The organism is Anaerobium acetethylicum, assembly GCF_900096945.1.
Classification (GTDB): Bacteria; Bacillota; Clostridia; order Lachnospirales; family Lachnospiraceae; genus Anaerobium; species Anaerobium acetethylicum.
In genome coordinates this window covers 173,781-191,617 of the sequence record NZ_FMKA01000001.1, presented here as the reverse complement: position 1 = coordinate 191,617, position 17,837 = coordinate 173,781, and the positions used below count along the sequence as shown (strand labels likewise).

The 17,837-nt window shown below is 45.5% G+C and carries 16 protein-coding genes; 3 read left to right on the top strand and 13 right to left on the bottom strand.

Annotated features, from left to right (window positions below):
- Positions 1–85 precede the first annotated feature (85 nt).
- Together BJR36_RS00820 and BJR36_RS00815 are read left to right on the top strand one after the other, a co-directional pair.
- The gene (locus tag BJR36_RS00820) at positions 86–655 is read left to right on the top strand and encodes a TetR/AcrR family transcriptional regulator (RefSeq protein WP_091228755.1); all 570 of its coding nucleotides are present in this window, start codon (positions 86–88) and stop codon (positions 653–655) included.
- A gap of 81 nt (positions 656–736) precedes the next feature.
- Complete coding sequence (locus BJR36_RS00815) at positions 737–2,002, top strand: MDR family MFS transporter (RefSeq protein ID WP_242875417.1); 1,266 nt, start codon at positions 737–739, stop codon at positions 2,000–2,002.
- 14 nt (positions 2,003–2,016) lie between these two features.
- Here the strand turns inward: BJR36_RS00815 and BJR36_RS00810 are convergent, their stop codons facing one another.
- Both BJR36_RS00810 and rlmH read right to left on the bottom strand, forming a co-directional pair.
- The gene (locus BJR36_RS00810; RefSeq protein WP_091228753.1) at positions 2,017–2,967 is read right to left on the bottom strand and encodes an alpha/beta fold hydrolase; all 951 of its coding nucleotides are present in this window, start codon (positions 2,965–2,967) and stop codon (positions 2,017–2,019) included.
- 30 nt (positions 2,968–2,997) lie between these two features.
- Positions 2,998–3,477 carry a 23S rRNA (pseudouridine(1915)-N(3))-methyltransferase RlmH gene (gene rlmH, locus BJR36_RS00805; RefSeq protein ID WP_091228750.1) on the bottom strand — a complete coding sequence of 160 codons (480 nt, stop codon included), beginning with the start codon at positions 3,475–3,477 and terminating at the stop codon, positions 2,998–3,000.
- Between the two features lie 255 nt (positions 3,478–3,732).
- Here rlmH and BJR36_RS00800 point away from each other — a divergent pair, with 255 nt between their 5' ends.
- Positions 3,733–4,584, top strand: coding sequence for a hypothetical protein (locus BJR36_RS00800; RefSeq protein WP_091228747.1), 852 nt, complete (start codon positions 3,733–3,735; stop codon positions 4,582–4,584).
- Between the two features lie 102 nt (positions 4,585–4,686).
- Here BJR36_RS00800 and BJR36_RS00795 read toward each other — a convergent pair whose 3' ends face one another.
- The 11 genes from BJR36_RS00795 to BJR36_RS00745 form a co-directional block, all read right to left on the bottom strand.
- Complete coding sequence (locus BJR36_RS00795) at positions 4,687–5,493, bottom strand: HAD family hydrolase (protein ID WP_091228744.1); 807 nt, start codon at positions 5,491–5,493, stop codon at positions 4,687–4,689.
- A gap of 70 nt (positions 5,494–5,563) precedes the next feature.
- Positions 5,564–5,863, bottom strand: coding sequence for a Dabb family protein (locus BJR36_RS00790; protein WP_091228742.1), 300 nt, complete (start codon positions 5,861–5,863; stop codon positions 5,564–5,566).
- A gap of 164 nt (positions 5,864–6,027) precedes the next feature.
- Complete coding sequence (gltA, locus tag BJR36_RS00785) at positions 6,028–7,410, bottom strand: NADPH-dependent glutamate synthase (protein WP_207648799.1); 1,383 nt, start codon at positions 7,408–7,410, stop codon at positions 6,028–6,030.
- Complete coding sequence (locus BJR36_RS00780) at positions 7,410–8,300, bottom strand: sulfide/dihydroorotate dehydrogenase-like FAD/NAD-binding protein (RefSeq protein WP_091228737.1); 891 nt, start codon at positions 8,298–8,300, stop codon at positions 7,410–7,412. The genes gltA and BJR36_RS00780 overlap by 1 nt, the downstream gene beginning before the upstream one ends.
- A gap of 627 nt (positions 8,301–8,927) precedes the next feature.
- Positions 8,928–9,878: an ABC transporter permease gene (locus BJR36_RS00775; RefSeq protein ID WP_091228735.1), complete on the bottom strand. Its 951-nt coding sequence runs from the start codon at positions 9,876–9,878 to the stop codon at positions 8,928–8,930.
- The gene (locus BJR36_RS00770; RefSeq protein WP_091228732.1) at positions 9,868–10,974 is read right to left on the bottom strand and encodes an ABC transporter permease; all 1,107 of its coding nucleotides are present in this window, start codon (positions 10,972–10,974) and stop codon (positions 9,868–9,870) included. Before BJR36_RS00770 ends, BJR36_RS00775 begins: the two co-directional genes overlap by 11 nt.
- Positions 10,967–12,505, bottom strand: coding sequence for an ABC transporter ATP-binding protein (locus BJR36_RS00765; protein WP_091228730.1), 1,539 nt, complete (start codon positions 12,503–12,505; stop codon positions 10,967–10,969). The genes BJR36_RS00770 and BJR36_RS00765 overlap by 8 nt, the downstream gene beginning before the upstream one ends.
- Positions 12,506–12,646: 141 nt before the next feature.
- Positions 12,647–13,795, bottom strand: coding sequence for a BMP family ABC transporter substrate-binding protein (locus BJR36_RS00760; RefSeq protein WP_091228728.1), 1,149 nt, complete (start codon positions 13,793–13,795; stop codon positions 12,647–12,649).
- Between the two features lie 168 nt (positions 13,796–13,963).
- Positions 13,964–15,130: a chitobiase/beta-hexosaminidase C-terminal domain-containing protein gene (locus tag BJR36_RS00755; protein ID WP_091228725.1), complete on the bottom strand. Its 1,167-nt coding sequence runs from the start codon at positions 15,128–15,130 to the stop codon at positions 13,964–13,966.
- 17 nt (positions 15,131–15,147) lie between these two features.
- Positions 15,148–15,987 (bottom strand): bifunctional methylenetetrahydrofolate dehydrogenase/methenyltetrahydrofolate cyclohydrolase FolD, encoded by an 840-nt coding sequence (gene folD / locus BJR36_RS00750; RefSeq protein ID WP_091228722.1) that lies wholly within the window; start codon positions 15,985–15,987, stop codon positions 15,148–15,150.
- A 67-nt stretch (positions 15,988–16,054) separates the two neighbouring features.
- Positions 16,055–17,725, bottom strand: coding sequence for a formate--tetrahydrofolate ligase (locus BJR36_RS00745; RefSeq protein WP_091228720.1), 1,671 nt, complete (start codon positions 17,723–17,725; stop codon positions 16,055–16,057).
- Positions 17,726–17,837: the final 112 nt, after the last annotated feature.

Here is a 17,837-nt window from a genome sequence, read left to right as displayed (position 1 = left end):
GCTGCAGTATGCCCTGTGCAACAATCAAATCGGGCAGACTGTATGTTACGGAACATTTTATAACATTTGTATGGAAAGGATTGCGATGGACAGAAGACAACAGAAAACAAGGGACGCTATTTTCAGGGCATTCAGCTCACTCCTTGAAACAAAGCGGTACGGGAATATAACCGTACAGGAAATCATTGATGAGGCGAATATTGGCCGAAGCACCTTTTACGCTCATTTCGATACAAAAGACGAGTTGCTTAAGGCAATGTGTACCAATCTGTTCAGCCATGTGTTTTCTGATGAACTTATATCAGAAAAGACCCATGATTTTTCGGGCACTAACAACGGGCTTGAAGCAAGGCTCTCGCATATTCTACATCATCTGAAAGACAGTGAAAAAGACATGGTGGGAATTTTGTCCTGCGAAAGCGGCGAACTCTTTATGAAGTATTTTAAGGAGTACCTTTCAGAGATGTTTTCCAGATATTTAAGCGAGATCAAAGTAAATGCCCCTGCTGATTTCATCTTGTATCATCTTTCAGGCAGCTTTGCCGAAACAGTCAAATGGTGGATTGATCACAAAATGAAATGCACACCCGAAGAGACAGCCAGGTATTATATGGAGGTTAGCTGTATTGCAGGAATTACAGGAACCGATGAATAGCCTTTTTCAAAATGACGTGTAAAGCCGGATTGCTTTTTTTAAATCGGCATTAAAACCATATAGGATAAAAACAGAAAAGAGATGATTATAATCAGATTAAGAATGATAGACACTTACAGGGGGCTTCCAAGAAACATGTATATACTGTTCGGAGCTACTGTAATTAACAGATTTGGAGATTTTGTCATGCCTTTTTTAGCGATGTATCTCACCGCGAAAATAGGTCTTTCCTCCGAAATTTCAGGAATTATTGTCACGATAACAGCCCTGATATGCATTCCCTCTTCCCTCCTTGGCGGCAAACTTGCTGATGAGTTCGGGAGAAAAAAGACATACCTGATTGCGCAGGGAGGTGCCGCATTGTCCTTGCTGCCCTGCGCCTTTTTGAAGAATCCAGTACTAATCGTAGTCTTTCTTTTAATATCTACGTTTTTCACTGGCGCAGTAAGACCTCCCATGAATGCGATCGTAACGGATATACTGCCGCCCCATCAAAGGCAGCAGGGCTTTTCGCTCCAATATTTAGGCATTAATGCAGGAGTAGCTTTGGGACCCATCGTTGCAGGGTTTCTATTTAATCATTTCCTGCCAATGCTTTTTATAGGCGATGCCATTACTTCTTTTATAGCATGTTATCTGGTATGGAAAAACATTGACGAAATAAAGCCTGAACATTTAAAGGAAACTGCTTATTCAAAAATGGAAAAGGAAGAAAAAGGAAACACAATAAATGCCTTGATGAAAAGGCCTCAAATCGCAATGTTCCTGGTCATATATATACTTTACAGCTTTGTTTATTCCCAGAACAGCTTCTCGCTGCCGCTGACAGCAGCTGCGGTTTTTGGCAGTGCAGGCCCTGGCAGGTTCGGACTATTAATGAGTATAAACGCCTGCACGGTCCTTTTTTGTACCGTGCCTGTCACTTCACTGACGAAGCATCTGAAGCCGCTGGCCAACATGATCATAGTTGGCCTGCTCTATGCAGTCGGCTTCGGAATGCTTGGCGTGGTTCACAGCTATTACATGTTCATACTGTCAACAGTGATCTGGACCCTGGGAGAAATTCTTGCAGTTACGAATTTTGGCGTATATTTAGCAAATAATAGCCCAAGCAACTTCAGAGCAAGATTCAATTCTGCAGGTTCCCTGAGCTGGTCTTTTGGAGCCGCTTTAGGCACTTCCATTGCTGGAAAATTCATTCACGAGATTGGTCTGAATTACATATGGCCGCTGACTTTTTTGATTTCCATCCTTGGAAGCATAGGTATGTTCTGCATTTTCATGATCGAAAGAAGGAAGAAAAGAGTTATTGACGACCTTACAGATGTACTTCCAAGGCATCAGTAAGAGGATACAGTGTCTCATTTGATTTCCGCAATGAATTTCAGCAGAAGCCGGTTAAATTCCTCGGGATGGGTTTCCATGGGGCAATGTGAAGCTCCGGGGATAGTCTCCACATCCATGGACGGCAGAATTTCCTTAAGCTCCTCAGCCGTGTCCGGCGGCACCCAGTCATCCTGTTCGCCACGGATGTACTGGATGGGGAAATCCGACCCTGCAAGTCTACTCGGTTCCACGCCGGATGCGGTGCTTGTCATATCCAGCAGCGCTCTTGCAGTGCCTTTTTGCAGAAGGGGCGTGGCATAGCCTTCGACTTCTTCCGGTAAGGGGACCCTGCCATAAGCTGACTCCAGGATTTTCGATAAGTCATCCTTGTCAATCATATACTGGAGCAGCACATCCGCCCAGCGTCTTATAGGCGGGAAACGCAACAGGGACGGCACAACGGTCCGGTTGTTGTTTTCCAGGACTCCGTCGACAAAAAGCAGGCCGGCTGTCCGTTCAGGATGATCAAGAGCCATGGCTGCGATAGTGCCTCCGCCCATGGAATGGCCTGCCAGAACCCAGGGAGCTCCGGTCTCTCCCTCCATCTCCAGAAGGTTCCATAAAAGCCTGCTTCTTTGTTGCTGGCTGTGGTCCAGTCCGGCTATCCGGCTGCTGTAGCCGAATCCCGGAAGATCCACCGCCAAGACCCGGTAACCGGCGTCGACAAGAGCCTGAATGTTATTGTGCCAGGAGAAGGTGGAGCCGCCCATTCCGTGGACGAGGAGGATTTTCCCCTGTTCCTCTCCAACGGCATCGAAGCTGCGGTAATGAATAAGTACTCCTTCTATAAGAACGGAGTGGCTCTCTGGGAATGGCTTGTCCGGAGTCGTGGTTCCTGGCCGGTCCGGTATTAGGTAAGGAAGCAGGAGGAGAATGCAGACAATGATGAGGGTTACTGCTGCCGCTTTGTACTTTTTTCTACTCATGTCTGGTCCTTTCTTTCGGGGGATTTGTAACTACTTATGGTACGGTTCATGATTCGTTATCCTGTAACTGCGGTAAATCTGCTCAAGCAGTATCACCCTCATAAGCTGGTGCGGGAACGTCATTTTCGAAAAACTCAGCAGGAAATCCGCGCGCTTCAGCACCCTTTCGTCAAGACCCAGCGAACCTCCTATGACGAATGTGATGTGGCTGCAGCCGTTCACGCCGAGCTTGTCGATTTTATCGGCAAGTTCTTCGGAATCCAGCATCTTTCCGTTAATGGCGAGGGCTATCACATAGCTTCCGTCCTTGATCAGCTTCAGGATCCGGTCTCCCTCCTTCTCCTTGATCTGGAGTTCCTGGGCGGCGCTTGCATTGTCCGGCGTCTTTTCGTCCGGGGTCTCAAGGATTTCCAGGCTGCAGTACCGGCTCAGCCTTTTTGCATATTCATCTATTGCACCGGTGAAATATTTCTCTTTTATCTTTCCAACAGTAATCAGTGTAAGTTTCATTTCCTGTCTCCATTCATTATATATTTTAAATATATCAAGGAAGTTTCCGATTGTGAATTTCAATCCATTGAGATTATAACATGAAATCCCGTTTTTTGTTGTTTACTTTGCCGATTTGTTATATAATTTTACAAGTATAGTGCTTTCTGGAACCGTCTGAAATGCGGCCTTTCATACGAAAGTATCAGTCCGGCGCCCCAGAAAGAACGAAAAACTGAATGGTTTAGAATACATAACATAAAGGAGATTAAAATAATGCCCTGGTGTCCAAATTGTAAAAACGAATATGTAGAAGGCATCACTGAATGTGCCGACTGCCATGTTGAACTTGTTGAGGAACTGCCTCTGGAAGAGAAAATGTCGACCCTTCTTTTTGCTGAAGAAGAGCTGGCCAAGGAGCTGGCTGAATTCCTTGCATATTCAAATATAACAGGCGTACAGGTTGCATACAACGAAGAGTATGCCATGTATGAAGTCCTTGCACCCGAGAAATATGACCGGGAAGCCATGAAATATACGAACGTCTTCAAGAACACAAAGGAAAAAATGCTGGCGGAAAGCGAAGGCGCAATGGTGGCTGAAGATACGGAAGAATCTCCTGCTCTGCCTGAAAAAGCTAAGGAAAAGCCAGCGTTCGCCTATGTGAAAAAAGCAGACCGTTATGATGAGGTCATTTCCTCTGCTTATACATTTTTGCTCGTGGGCGTGATCGGGCTGATTGCACTGTTTCTCGTTGCCACCAACGTGATCCCCCTCAACCTGGCCGGCGGGTCTAAATACCTGATCTATATCGTAATGGGAGCAATGTTCGTCATCTTCCTCGTGATATCAGTCTATTCCTTCAAGAGTGCCAAAGTCCTTGCGAAAGAAGCAGTCGAAGAAAAGGAACTGACCGAAGCGATCATGGATTGGTTTATAAAGGGTTTTTCAAAGGAAGCCTTCGAAGTCTCGGCAGATACTGCCAATGATGAAAAGATATCTGATGAAGTAAGATATTTCAGACGCTGTGAAAAGATCAAAGAGATCATCAGCACCACCTACGAAAACCTGGATGAATCTTATCTTGACAAGATTACGGAAGACCTCTATCAGAAAATTTTTGAATAAGCTTCCTGCTTTCAGTATGAAAATACCCTGCATCCATGTTACAAAGGATGCAGGGTATTTTTTATACTGTGCATCCATGTTGCAAAGGATGCAGAATATTTTTTATACAGTGCCTGGCATAATGATCCGGTAATGCTTCAGCGCATGCCAGATTCCATGATCATTTATGTCTTTGGTTATGAATGAAGCGATTTTAAATACACACTTATCGCTCTTCCCCATCGCGATGGCATTTTCTACATATTCCAGCATCGACAAATCATTCGAGCTGTCGCCAACGGCATAGGAATTTTCACGGGGGATGTTATAGTAATTCAATAGATATTCGATTCCTGTTGCCTTCGAATATCCCTTCTGTATGATCTCCCAGCGATTCTGTCCGCGGTCGATGAAATCAAACTCTTTCTCAAAATACGATCTGAATCCCTGCATATTGCATTGTTCATCTTCAACAGCGAAAATTTTATCGAATTGAATTCCTTCGCTGTTCCAGTTTTTGCTGATTCCCAGGCCCTTCTTTTCAAAACGCTGCTTCATCTTGAACATTTCTTTGTCTGTAAATTCAGCATTGTCGAAATAAATATCTTCCAGGCCTTCCAGGAGCGCTTCTATTTTGCATTCCCTGAGTTTATTTATGATATCCCGGCAGGTATCCTTTGGAATCGGTTTCTCGAGGAGCACTTTTCCGTCGATATTGATATAGGTTCCGCATCCGCACACATAGCCGTCGAAACCGATCTCTTTGATTCGTTCCTCGATATTCACAAAGGTTCTTCCTGTATTGATGAAAGCCAGATGACCGTTTTTCCTGGCCTCCCTGATAGCATTTACAGCGCTGTCTGGAATTATGCGTGTATCTTCTGTCAATATGGTTCCGTCAATATCAAAAAATATAATTTTTCTTTTCATTTTTCCCACTCACTTTTCAAAAAAAGGAGCTGCCGTACAATAGCAGGCAGCCCCTTCGTCGCAGTTGCATTTATTCTTCAAAATCAACGCAGGTCCTGTCACATGTAACAGACTTGATGAAAGCGCCTGCTTCCTTATGGTCTGGATGTTCCTGGTAGGCACGGAGGCTTTCCCTGCTGTCAAAAGTACTGATCAGTGCAATATCCCTGTTGCTTGAATCGAGAGGATCGATTACAACCTGTACATTGATTATGCCGTCGATCTTATTTTTAAGGCCTTCAAGAGATTCCTTGATCTTCAGAGCGGCTTCCCTTTTCTCTTCACTGCTTAACTGCTCCTGAAAATTCCAAAAAACGAAATGATTTACCATGCTGTTCCTCCTTCTGATTCCGGTGAAGCAGCCGTTCTGCCGCATTGGCAGGCAGCCACCTTCTGAACGCTACTTCCATCTGTAAAAGACGTTGTCCGGGTCTCCGGTGAGAACAGTTCCGGCAGGCTGGCCGCCTGCATCGTTACTGTCTGAAAACCCGTTTCTTACTTTTTTGATAAGTATTCGTCTATGCCTTTTGCTCCGGCTCTTCCGGCGCCCATGGCAAGAATTACTGTTGCGGCTCCTGTAACTGCATCTCCGCCTGCGAATACACCTTCCTTGGAAGTCTTTCCGAATTCCTCGTCAGCTACGATGCATTTCCATTTGTTTACTTCAAGTCCTTCTGTTGTAGAAGAGATGAGTGGATTTGGTGATGTTCCCAGTGACATGATCACTGCGTCAAGTTCCATTTCGAATTCTGAACCCGGTATTTCCATAGGTCTTCTTCTTCCAGATGCATCAGGTTCTCCAAGACCCATCTTCACGCATTTCATTCCTTTTACCCATCCGTCTTCGCTTACGAGGATTTCAACAGGATTTGTAAGGAGATCGAAAATGACTCCTTCCTGGATTGCGTGATGGACTTCTTCAACCCTTGCAGGAAGCTCGTCCTGGCTTCTTCTGTATACGATGTGCACTTCAGCTCCAAGCCTTAATGCTGTCCTTGCCGCATCCATTGCAACGTTTCCGCCGCCTACGACAGCGACTTTCTTTCCTCTGTAGATCGGAGTGTCAGAGTCGGTTTCGAATGCCTTCATCAGGTTGTTTCTTGTCAGGTATTCGTTTGCAGAGAATACGCCGTTTGCGTTTTCACCAGGGATTCCCATGAACTTAGGAAGGCCTGCGCCTGAACCGATGAATACAGCCTTGAAGCCTTCTTCGAAAAGCTCGTCTATGGTGATCGATTTTCCAATGATTACATTTGTCTCGATCTTTACGCCCAGCTTTATGACGTTGTCGATTTCAGTCTTTACAACTGTTTCTTTTGGAAGACGGAATTCAGGAATTCCGTATACGAGAACGCCGCCTGCTTCATGAAGGGCTTCAAAGATCGTAACTTCATAGCCTTTCTTTGCAAGGTCTCCTGCACATGCCAAGCCGGAAGGACCTGAACCGATTACGGCAACTTTGATTCCGTTTGTCTTTTCCGGTTTTTCAGGAACGATGTTGTGTTCCCTTGACCAGTCTGCAACGAATCTTTCAAGCTTTCCAATTGATACAGGTTCGCCCTTGATGCCTCTGATGCAGACGCCTTCACACTGGCTTTCCTGAGGACATACACGTCCGCATACAGCTGGGAGGCATGATGATTCTGCGATTATTTTTGCCGCTTCTTCGATGTTTCCAGCAGCAACCTCCTGGATGAAGGCTGGGATATCGATTGATACAGGGCATCCCTTGATGCATTTTGCATTCTTGCAGTTGAGGCATCTTTTTGCCTCTTCCATTGCTTCTTCCAGATTATATCCTAAGCAGACTTCTTCGAAGTTTTTTGCTCTTACTTTTGCATCCTGTTCCCTTACAGGAACCTTCTTTAAAATATCCATTATTCGTCACCTCCGCAGTTTCCACATCCGCCGTGATGTGTGTCTCCTTCAACAGCCTTAAGCATCGCTCTTCCTTCTGCTGTCTTATAGGTCTGCTGTCTCTTCATGGCTTCATCAAAGTTTACAAGGTGTCCGTCGAATTCAGGACCGTCAACACATGCGAATTTGACTTCTGAACCCACTGTAACGCGGCATGCTCCGCACATTCCGGTTCCGTCAACCATGATCGGGTTAAGGCTTACTACTGTTGGGATGTTAAGCTCTTTTGTAAGGAGGGCAACGAATTTCATCATGATCAATGGACCGATTGCAACGCATACGTCATAGGTCTTGCCCTGATTGTTTACGAGATCCTTGATCACTTCCGTTACCATGCCTTTTCTTGCATAAGAACCGTCATCTGTCGTTACATAGAGGTTTCCTGCGACTGCTTTCATTTCTTCTTCAAGAATCAGCATATCTTTCGTCTTTGCACCTACGATAACATCAACATCGATTCCGTGTTCATGCATCCATTTTACCTGCGGATATACAGGAGCTGTTCCAACTCCGCCTGCAACGAAAAGGATTTTTTTCTTTTTGAGTTCTTCTATATCTTCATGGATGAATTCTGAAGGCAGTCCGAGTGGGCCTACGAAATCATCGAAATAATCTCCTGCTTTTAAGGATGCCATCTTCTCTGTTGATGCACCGACTGTCTGGAATACAATTGTAATTGTTCCTGCTTCTCTGTCATAATCGCAGATTGTCAAAGGAATTCGCTCTCCTTTTTCGCCGGCTTTTACTATGATGAACTGCCCAGGTTCGCAATTTTTTGCAACGCGGGGAGCTTCGACATCCATCAGGAATATCTTGTCTGCAAGCATCTCTGCTTTCGTAATCTTATACATATGTATCCTCCTAAATAAATATTAATATGGCAGCAGGCTGTCTTTTCTCGCCTTGCCGGATATCCTATCGTAAAAAAAAACTATCTTTAATATAATAAAGCAAAAAAGTTGAAATATCAACTGTTTGTGGGTGGGGCGCAAAAGTTTATGCACTATAGTGTATTTATATAAATGCAAAGCGCCGTTTTTTTGTGTATTTTCCCCGAAAATTCTTCATCTGTCAAACTTATGTCCGCACCACACAAACAAAAATAGCCCTTTTCCATGCAAACTGCATAACGGGATGCATGGAACTCTGTGTCCATACGAAGTGTTTCTAATATATGGCAAGTTTGAAGAATGTCCAATATAGTTAGCGTGTCTAAAGCCTTCCTGTAACGTACCGCTTCATCAATTTATACATTCGCCAGCTACCATGCAGTGATACAAAACATGATTCAATGAGCAGCTTTATGAAGACGTTGGTACTTAGGACGCGTACTCTGCGTCCTTACGTACCACTACGTCTTCATCTAAGCGAGAGCGCGCTGCGAATGAACATGTTTTGCATCACGTCCTCTAGCAAAAGGGCTTCAGACACTAAATACCTATATGGAAAACAGCCCCCGCAATGCGGGAGCTGCTAACCTATCTGTCTTCTCTGAAGTAATTGATTCCGCATCCGGCCGGCTGTGCGCCTTCCTTTGACTTCTTCATGGAAGTGAACACCAGCACGATGATGGTAATTAGGAACGGAAGCGCAATGTAAAATGCATTCGGTAGTTCAATAATATCCTTAGGGACATAAAACTGCAGTACGCTGAATGCGCCGAAAATAAGGGAACCGAGGATTGCCTTGACGGGGCTCCAGCTTGCGAATATAACGAGCGCAACCGCAATCCATCCCTGTCCGTTTACGCAGCTGTTGTTCCATACACCGCCGCCATTGATCAGTGACAGGTACGCCCCGCCGATGCCGCAGATACCGCCGCCAGCAAGGATATGGATGTATTTCACTGCAGTGACATTGATTCCCGCAGCATCAGCTGCAGCAGGATTTTCGCCGACTGCACGCATGTTAAGTCCGGCTTTTGTTCTGTTTATATAAATTCCGCAAATGAAAGCGATACATACACCCAGGTATACGATTATATTGTGTGAAAACAGAAGTTTTCCAATATAAGGGATATCACCCAGGAGCGGGATTGCCTTCTCTGAAAGAGCAGCCACAAGTTCCGCTGGAAGCTTAGGAGATTTGTCAGGCGCAGCTGCAATCATCCTCTCTCCAAAGAACTGTGCGAAACCGGTTCCAAAGATGGTAAGCGTAAGACCGGTTACATTCTGATTGGCTCTTAAAGATACAGTGAGGAATGCATAAATCAATGCCGCAAACACACCGACTGCGAATGCAGCCAGCAGCGCAAGTGTAATACTTCCTGTCTTGTATCCGGTAAAGAAGCCTACGAAAGCACCCATGAACATCATGCCTTCAACACCAAGGTTCAGGTTCCCGGTCTTCTGGGTCATGATTTCGCCGGTTGTTCCGAACAGCAGCGGGGTGCCCGCCTTGATAGCGGCGAATAAGAAATTAATTATCATTTTTCTGCCCTCCCTTTCGGAAAATCAGTTTATAGCGCGTAAAGAAGTCACAGCCTAATATGAAGAACAGGATGATTCCCTGCAGGATATCAGAAACCGAAGTCGGCAGTCCGAAGGAGCTCTGCATAACGCTGGAACCTTTTTCCAGAACACTGAATCCAATGGTTACTAACAGAATGACGAACGGATTGAGCTTTGCAAGCCATGCGACTATGATTGCCGTGAAGCCAACACCGCCTGCAACTCCTTCACTAAGAGTATATGCAGCGCCGCTGACCTGAGTCATCCCGGCAATACCGCAGATTGCACCGCTTAAGAACATCGTCCTCATGATGATCTTCTTAACGTTCATACCTGCATACCTGGCCGTATTCTCGCTCTCACCGACAATAGCAATCTCATAACCCTGCTTGGAATATTTCAGATAGAAATAGACTACACCTACAAGCACCAGCCCGATGATCCATCCTGCATGTACCCCAAATACCTCGTCAAGCCTTGCATTCTTTTCAAAGGATGCAATCTTTGGAAAACCAGATGCTTTGGGATCAAGCCAGGGACCTTCTGCCAGATACTTTATCATATAGAGGGCAATGTAGTTCAGCATAAGCGTGAACAGGGTCTCGTTGGTTCCATATTTTGTTTTGAAGAAAGCCGGTATCAGGGCCCATAAGCCGCCGCCCAGCATGCCCGCAGCACACATTACCAGCATAAGCAGCCAGTGAGGCCAGTCGCTATGGAACAGGGCAAAATAGGTTGCAAAAATCCCGCCCATGATGATCTGCCCTTCGGCACCGATATTCCAGAACTGCATTTTAAAGGCATGCGTGATTCCGAGAGATGCAATCAGCAGGGGAATGGCGATTTTGATTGTACCCTGTGTTGAAATGGAACTTCTGAATGCCCCGCTTACGATAGTTGCATATACCTTGAAAGGATTATAGCCAAGGGAAAATATGAATACACCGCCAGCGGCTATGGCCAGGATTAGTGCAAACACAGAATAGGCAGCCATGCGCTGGTTCGACATTGCGTCTTTCTTTACTATTCTTGCCAATGGTTCGTTATAATGTCGTTTAGAACTAGACTCACGCATCTGCGCTGCCCTCCTTTCCTGATCCTCCGGTCATTAAAAGACCGATCTCCTCTTTGGTCGATGTTTTTGCCTCTACAATTCCGGTAACTTTGCCATGACATAAGACCATGATGCGGTCGCACAGTTCCAGCATGACGTCAAGGTCCTCGCCGATAAACAGAATACCGACACCCTTCTGTTTCTGCTCGTTAAGGGAATCATATATGGTATAAGAGGAATTGATGTCCAATCCACGGACAGCATAAGCTGTAATAAGGACATTCGGATTCGATTCTATTTCCCTTCCTAAAAGCACTTTCTGGACATTACCGCCGGACAGACGTCTTACAGGGGTGTCAACGCCCGGAGTAACGATTCCAAGCTGCTTGATCAGTCTTTTTGAAAGTTCCCTTGCTTCTTTTCTGCTGACAAAAGGTCCTTTGTTCTTTTTGTAGGTCTTAAGCATCATGTTGTCTACCATTCCCATGGAAGCTGCAAGCCCCATGCCCAGACGGTCTTCAGGTATGAAGCTCATGCTGATGCCCATTTTTATGATTTCTTCAGGCGATTTTCCGATGATATTTTCCTTGTTGTAAAGGATCGCGCCCTTACTAACAGGCAGAAGTCCTGCCATGGCTTCACAAAGCTCCTTCTGTCCGCTTCCGGCTATGCCGGCAACACCAAGGATTTCACCGCGTTTCAATTCGAATTTGATGTCCTGGATTGCTTCAAACCCTTCTTCGTTTGCAACTGTCAGGTGGTGGACCTCAAGCAGCGTCTCTTCGAATCCGTTTTCCGGACGATCGATAGAAAGTTCGACAGGACGTCCCACCATAAGCTCTGTAAGCTCATGGGCATTCGTTTCCGCTGTCTCGACAGTCGCAATGCTCTCGCCTTTTCTTAAAATGGTGACCCTGTCGCTGATTTCCATTACCTCATTCAGCTTATGGGTGATGATGATAATCGCGCAGCCTTCAGCTTTCATCCTGCGCAGGATGTCAAACAGTTTCTTTGTCTCCTGAGGGGTTAGAACTGCTGTAGGCTCATCCAGGATCAGAATATTTGCGTTCCTGTACATGACCTTCAGAATTTCTACAGTCTGCTTTTCACCGACTGACATCTGGTATATTTTTTTCTCAGGGCTGATGTCCAGGCCGAAATGTCTGCTGATTTCCTGGATTTTGTCTGACCGGGTCTTCTTAAGCCATCTGCTCCCGCCTTTAACACCAAGCATGATGTTGTCTGTTGCAGAGAGGACGTCAACAAGTTTGAAGTGCTGATGGATCATCCCGATTCCGAATTCTATGGCATCCTCAGGGGAATTGATGGTTACGGCTTCGCCGTTCAATAAAACAGAACCGCTGTCAGGACGGTATATGCCTGAAAGCATGTTCATCAGAGTCGTTTTGCCTGAACCGTTTTCTCCGAGAAGTGCAAGAATTTCACCCTTCCGGACGGACAGGTCTATTTGATTGTTGGCAACTACAGAACCGAAGGTCTTTGTGATGCCTTTGAGTTCTATGGCTGTTGCATGTGTTTTTTCTTTTTGCATAATTTCACCTGTTAGAAAGTAGTTGGCAACTGCCGGTACCCGATGGCTGGCAGTCAAGTGTCTGTTACATGCAAGAATACCCCCTGCTTCCAACAGAAGCGAAAGCTGGGGGTATTGCACATAGTCCTGAATAGTTACAAACTATTTTACTTCGACATTCTTATAGTACCATGTCATGTTTCCTGTAATGTCGGCATCTGAAATCGTTTCGCCTTCTTTACAGACTTCGTTTCCTTCATTATCGAATAATGAACCTTCAAAGATCTTTAAAGATCCGTCAAGGATTTTTGCCCTTGCTTCTTCGATTTTTTCAGCAGTTCCTTCAGCACAGTTTTCTGACAAAGGTGAAATGTCGACCAGACCGTCATCCATTCCGCCGTAGTAATTTGCTGCATCCCATGTTCCTTCCATTACAGCTTTTGCTGTCAGGGTGTAGTATACGCCCCAGTTCCAGATAGGTGCTGTAAGGTGAGCTTTCGGTGCATCTTTTGTCATGTCTGAATTGTATCCGCAGCTCCAAGCGCCTCTGTTCTGTGCTGCAAGCTGTGGAGCAGTTGTATCCTGGTGCTGTGCGATTACATCACAGCCCATGTCGAGGAGCGCTTCTGCCGCCTGTCCTTCTAAAGTAGGGTCGAACCATGTATTTGTTACCTTTACATAGATGACCGCATCAGGATTCACTGATTCAACACCCATAGCGAAGGCATTGATTCCGCCTGTTACTTCTGAATTCTGGTTGTCCATTGCAGCCACATAACCGATCTTGTCGGTTTCTGTCTTCATGCCTGCGGCAATACCTGAAAGGAAACGAGCCTGGTAGATTCTTCCGAAATAGTTGTTGAAGTTTGTTCCATTGCTCTTATATCCTGTTGCATGGGAGAACATAACTTCAGGGTATTCTTCTGCAAGTTCTTCCATTGTATCCATATATCCCCAGCTTGTGCCAAAGATAAGCTGGCAGCCTTCTTCGATGCATTCTTCGATTGCAGTTCTGGTAGCAACGGCATCTCCGTCAGCAATATTGTTCTTGCGAATCACCTGGCTGTCTTCAAGTCCTAATTCTTCCTGCATTTCAACAATACCCTGATCATGGGTAAAGGAATAACCTGATCCGTCTGCAGGGTCACCGATATGGATTACGCCGACCTTGAAATCTTCAAGCGCGATTGCTTCTTTTTCAGTCGATTCGGTTGCCGTTGATGAATCCTTGCTATCTGCTGTGCCGCATGCTGTCAATACTGACGCTGCCATCACTGCTGTTAAAATAAGGGATAAAAGTTTTTTCTTCATTTTGGTTCCTCCAATTTTGCACATTATTATTGTTCATAAAACTGCTCATGTTGTTCAGTTTATCTTAAATGCCAATCAAGTGCAACGGTCTTTTGCATGATTTCTGCTTTTTGCTTGTTATCATTTTTAATGAATATTTATATAGTTTATTAATAAAAGAAAAAGAAGCTATGGTCTGCGTACATAGCTTCTTTTTGCGACCATGCTTATTTTCTCATATTTATTCACTAATATAGCAGAAAATATGTGATTCCCTTCAGGAATCGGAATTGGTCCTTCATATTCAGCTGAGGCTGCTGTGGGCTCGCTGCCATCCAGCGTATAGTATGCCCTGCAGCCTTCCGGCACTTCGATTTCAATCAAGGTACCCGGACCGTAGATCCCGCTAACGGGAACCACATCCGGAGATTCCGGGGAGGGAATTGCCACTGTATAGGTCTTTGCTGTCTCTCCTCCAACTATACCAAAGCTGTTCTGCAGTACAGCCCTTACGATCGTCGTACCTTCCGGCAGGCTTATGGCAGCTTCGTACCGGGGGCTGGTTTCGCCAGGAACTGTTCCATCCAGAGTATAGTAAATCTTTTCACCCCGGCCTGCAGCCATGGTGAGTTCCACAGGTTCCTGGTAAAGCCCCTCCTCCATGCTGAAAACAGGCACGACAGCCTCATATTTTTCCAGTATTTCCTTCACTTCAGGGTCTTCTGCTGAGGCTGCCATTTTCGAAAGGCTTTCATAATCCTTTTCCGTTTCATAAATATCGATCAGCTGATAGCAGGCTTTCGTACAGCCGGAATCAGCATTGATTGCATATTTATAAGATAAAACTGCATTTTTCATATCGCCGTTCTGATGATACAGCCAGCCGCAAAACTCCATGGCTTCGGCATAGGCAGCCGTGTCTTCTGAGCTTTTTAAAAGCCCGGAGGCTTTCACCGCATAGCGTATTGCCATGTCGTATCTTCCGCCCTCTGCATGCTCCTGCGCCTTAGCAAGGTTGTACTGGTAGGAGTTTTCCGTTTCCACGCCCTTTCGGACGGATGCAATTACGATCCAGACTGCAATTCCAGCAAAAATCAGGAGTACGAACACAGCAATCTGGCTGAATTCTTCCCTTCCTTTTTTTGCTGTAGTCTTTCTTCCGCCAGTATGGACGTCTGCAGCTGCAGGTTTTTCCGTTTTTGTCTCATCGGTCATGATACCGACCGTTTCAGCGACTTTTTTCTTATATACTTCTTCCATTGGGTTATAGTCCGGCACAATCTGAACTCCCCTGCCGCAATTGGGACAAAAAAGTTTTCCCTCTTCCAGCTCAGTTCCGCATTTCGCACAAAACATATGTTACCCTCCTGGTCTTATCCCCTGGCCGACTCCACGCAGTTGTTCATGAGCATTGCTATGGTCATAGGACCTACGCCTCCCGGGACAGGTGTGATGGCACTGACTTTTTCGATAACGTCGTCATAATCCACGTCGCCGCACAATTTGTTGTTTTCATCACGGTGGATTCCTACATCGATTACCACTGCACCATCCTTCACATATTCGCTATTGATGAATTTTGGTTTTCCAATGGCTACTATCAGGATATCGGCAGCTTTTGCCACTGCTTTCAGATCCTTTGTCCTTGAATGAGCGATGGTCACAGTGCCGTTCTCTCTCAGAAGAAGAAGTGCCATAGGTTTTCCTACGATGTTGCTTCTGCCGATTACAACACAGTTTTTACCTTCTATTTCGATATTCGACCGTTTCAAAAGCTGGATGATACCTGCCGGAGTACAGGAAAGAAATCCCGGCTGACCGATACACATAGCGCCGACGCTTGCAGGATGGAATCCGTCAACATCCTTTTCAGGAGAGATTGCATTGATTACCAGTTCTTCATTGATGTGCTTAGGAAGAGGAAGCTGTACAAGGATCCCGTTTACATCTTCCCTGCCGTTGAGCTCCGCGATCAGTTCAAGCAGCTCTTCCTGGGTGATGTCTTCTGCAAATTCATAGGATAAGGATTCAATGCCGATATACGCACATGCCTTCTTCTTGTTGTTCACATATACTGAAGATGCAGGATCACTTCCGACCTGGATAACGGCCAGGGCGATTTCCCTGCCGGCCGCTTTCAATGCAGCTACTTCTTCTTTTAATTCATCTTTGATTTTTGCTGATATTGCCTTGCCATCGATAATAAATGCCATAATATTCTCCTTTGTCTTTGAAAACAGTTTCGTCTGATATTTTTTAATGATTGAAAAACAGGCAGTGTTAAAAGAGCCCTGTGATCATTCCTTCGTCGTTTATGTCGATGCAGTTTGCTGCCGGGTTTTTCGGCAGTCCTGGCATTGTCATGACAGCACCTGTGAGGGCTACTACAAATCCTGCACCGGCTGATACATAGGCTTCACGCACATGAACCCTGAATCCCTGAGGACGTCCTAACAAAGAGGCATTGTCGGATAAGGAGTACTGGTTTTTTGCCATGCACACAGGGAATTTTCCGAATCCCATCTCTTCCATCTTTTTCAACGATTTTGCAGCTGCCGGATCGAAATCGACGCCGTCTGCGCCGTAGATTTCTTTTGCAATCATTTCGATTTTCTTTTTTAATGGAAGGCTGTCTTCGTAGAGAGGCTTGAAATGGCTTTCTTTGTTTGCAAGAGTTTCAAGTACTTTTTCCGCAAGGGCAATTCCGCCATTTCCTCCTTTTTCCCATACTTCTGCAAGCGCGAAATCACAACCTCTGTCTTCACAGAATTTTCTTATGAACTCATTTTCTGCTGCAGTATCTGTAATGAAGGAGTTCAGCGTAACGACAATCGGCACTCCAAACTTCTGCAGGTTTTCAATGTGCTTTTCGAGGTTGACGATTCCCTTGCTGAGCGCTTCGAGGTTCTCTTCCCCAAGCTCTGCCTTTGGAACTCCGCCATTATATTTAAGGGCACGTACAGTTGCTACAAGAACAACGGCATCGGGCTTAAGGCCGGCTTTCCTGCATTTGATATTGAGGAATTTTTCGGCTCCGAGATCGGCTCCGAATCCCGCCTCAGTAACAACGATATCTGCGAGTTTTAATCCTAATTTCGTAGCACGTACGCTGTTGCAGCCGTGAGCGATATTTGCAAAAGGTCCGCCGTGAATGATGGCAGGTGTATGTTCCAGGGTCTGCACCAGGTTCGGCTTCATTGCATCCTTAAGCAGCGCTGCCATAGCACCAGTCGCATTCAGATCAGCAGCCGTTACAGGCTCGCCGTCAAAGTTATAAGCCACGATGATTTCGCCCAGACGCTTCTTCAGATCATCCATATCATCTGCAAGGCAGAGAACTGCCATGATTTCAGATGCCACGGTTATGACAAAATGGTCTTCACGAACGACGCCATCCATCTTGTTTCCAAGACCGACGACAACATTCCTGAGCACACGGTCGTTTATATCCACACATCTTTTCCATACAACCTGTCTGGTGTCTATTCTGAGCGCATTGCCCTGATGAATATGATTGTCAAGCAAAGCCGCAAGAAGATTGTTGGCCGAAGTGATCGCATGGAAATCTCCCGTAAAATGCAGATTCAGATCCTCCATCGGAACTACCTGGGAGTAACCGCCGCCTGCGGCTCCGCCCTTGATTCCGAAGCATGGTCCTAAGGAAGGCTCTCTGAGGGCTATTACAGCCTTCTTATCAAGTTTTCCAAAGGCCTGCCCGAGGCCAACTGTTATTGTAGTCTTCCCTTCTCCAGCCGGAGTCGGATTGATTGCTGTTACCAGGATGAGTTTTCCATCTTTTCTGTCTTTGACCTTTTCCCATAATTCATTGGAAAGTTTAGCCTTATGTTTCCCGTATAATTCCAAATCATCTGCATCCACCTGAAGTTTAGCTGCCACTTCATTGATATGGACCATTTTTGCTTCCTGAGCTATCTGTATATCTGTTTTCATTCCTGCGCCACGCCTTTCTATAGCAAATAATATTTTTAATTATTAGATTTTGGCAACTATTCAGTGCCATTGTCCTGAATGGTTCTAAATTTTATCCAATATATGTTTAACA